2 protein-coding genes are annotated in these 1,693 nt (G+C 63.4%); both read right to left on the bottom strand.

Going from position 1 to position 1,693, the window contains the following annotated elements:
• Positions 1-99: 99 nt before the first annotated feature.
• A complete protein-coding gene (locus KF857_13050; GenBank protein MBX3112920.1) occupies positions 100-1,197 on the bottom strand; it encodes a hypothetical protein in 1,098 nt (365 codons plus the stop codon).
• The gene (locus tag KF857_13055) at positions 1,194-1,427 is read right to left on the bottom strand and encodes a hypothetical protein (protein ID MBX3112921.1); all 234 of its coding nucleotides are present in this window, start codon (positions 1,425-1,427) and stop codon (positions 1,194-1,196) included. Before KF857_13055 ends, KF857_13050 begins: the two co-directional genes overlap by 4 nt.
• Between the last annotated feature and the right edge of the window lie 266 nt (positions 1,428-1,693).

Below are 1,693 nucleotides of genomic sequence, written 5' to 3' on the forward strand. Positions count from 1 at the left end.
CAGCCTGGACAAGTAGTCGTCTCACGGTCGGACTTGACATAACGAGAACCGGCGCCCCGTCCGCAAGACGGGGCGCCGGTCTTTGTTTGGCCCGCCGGGTTACCGGCCGGTGGCGGACCCGGACGCCTTGTTCTCGGCCTTCGGCGTGCGCGGCGAGATGATCCAGGTCTTGCCTTCGTGGCGCAAGACGCCGTTGGCAGCCCTGACGATGAGGGACAAGGTCTCCTCCGCCTTCAGCCCTCGGGTGAACAGGGTCACCCGTCGGTAGTCGCCAGGTTCGATCAAGACGGAGAGTTCGGACTGGACGACGAGGCTGCGGACAGCCTGACTGATGTAGTCTCCGTCAGCCAGCAGAGTGATCCGGGGCTCGCTTCCTTCGGCCCGCGTCGGGCTCCCGGCGGTCACCGCATTCGGGGCTTGGGATGCCGATACATAGGAGACGCTTGCCGACGCCGCGACCGCGCTTGAAGTGTTGCCTGTTTTTGCAGCTTTCGCCCGGGGTGCCTTGGCGGGTCGTGTCTTTGTGGGGACGGCTTGGACTTCGGCCACCGGGGCGATCGTCGCCGCCCGCACGGCCCGAGGTCGCTTGCCCTCGACCTTGACCATATCCTTCTCGGCACTTGGTGAGATGACGGGCCGAAGGATCAGGGTCGATCCGTCGGACGACGGCTCAAGGGCTAGCTTGACGATGGATCCCGCGTGAATCTCGGACTCAGGATCCAGCAGGCCCCCGGGAAGCGAGATGACGTACGACTCGCCCTGGCGATGGTTCGGTACAGCCGTCAGAACCATGGTCCGTTCGCCATTCGGGCTGACCATTCGCCCGTCTAGAAAGATGACAACCGATTTGCCGTCTTCGCCCGTGACGTAGGACAAGTCGATGTCTTGACCATTGACCGCCCGCGGATTGCGGAGGACCAGATCCGGCTTCAAGCCGACCTTGACGACCTTGTCGCCTCGCTTCATCTGGCCGATCGAACCGATGTCGCCGACCGGGGTGGCGAGGGCGACAAAGTCGCCCCGCACGTCCTTGGTGACCATGGTGTCTGGCTCATGGCCGGTGGCCGTCTGAGGGTTGGCCAAGACAGTCGCAGCCAAAGCCATCATGGCCACGGTGATGACAAGGGTGGCCGGACGGGCGGCGGGGGCCGGATCGGCCGGGGCGTTGATTTTGAGGATGCGTCGGATGCGTTTCATGAGGTGGCTTCCTGAGGCTGGACGGCGAGCGCCATGACGCGGCGCTCTTCGAGCATGGTCAAGGCCCGGGCGTAACTGGCGCTGCCGCCCGTGCGACCTGTGGCGATGTCGTCGCAGCAGTTCTCACGTTCGGCGCGGACCACGTGCGACACCCACCAGACGGCGGGATGGTAGAAGAGGACGGTCTCGACGACCGTATTGACAATGTTGGGGCCCCAAAGCGCAAGCATAGCGGGCGTCCACCCGATGCACCGGTACGACGCGCAACGCGGCCCACTGACAAGACGGCGACTTGCCGCCCCCTGCCACAGAAAGGGATGCAGCACACAGGAAGTATATATGAAGTGTGTCGTAGTTACGACTTTGACGTAGATTTCTTCTTGTACGGCGCTTCTTCAGCCGAGTCCTTGGAGGACAGACTCCAGTTGGATGTTGCTGGACCTCAGCCGGTCGCAAAGGATCCGCTTCAGGTTCCTCAGGATGACGACGCCGATAG

The sequence above is a fragment of the Fimbriimonadaceae bacterium genome (assembly GCA_019638795.1).
In the GTDB taxonomy this organism is placed as follows: domain Bacteria; phylum Armatimonadota; class Fimbriimonadia; order Fimbriimonadales; family Fimbriimonadaceae; genus JAHBTB01.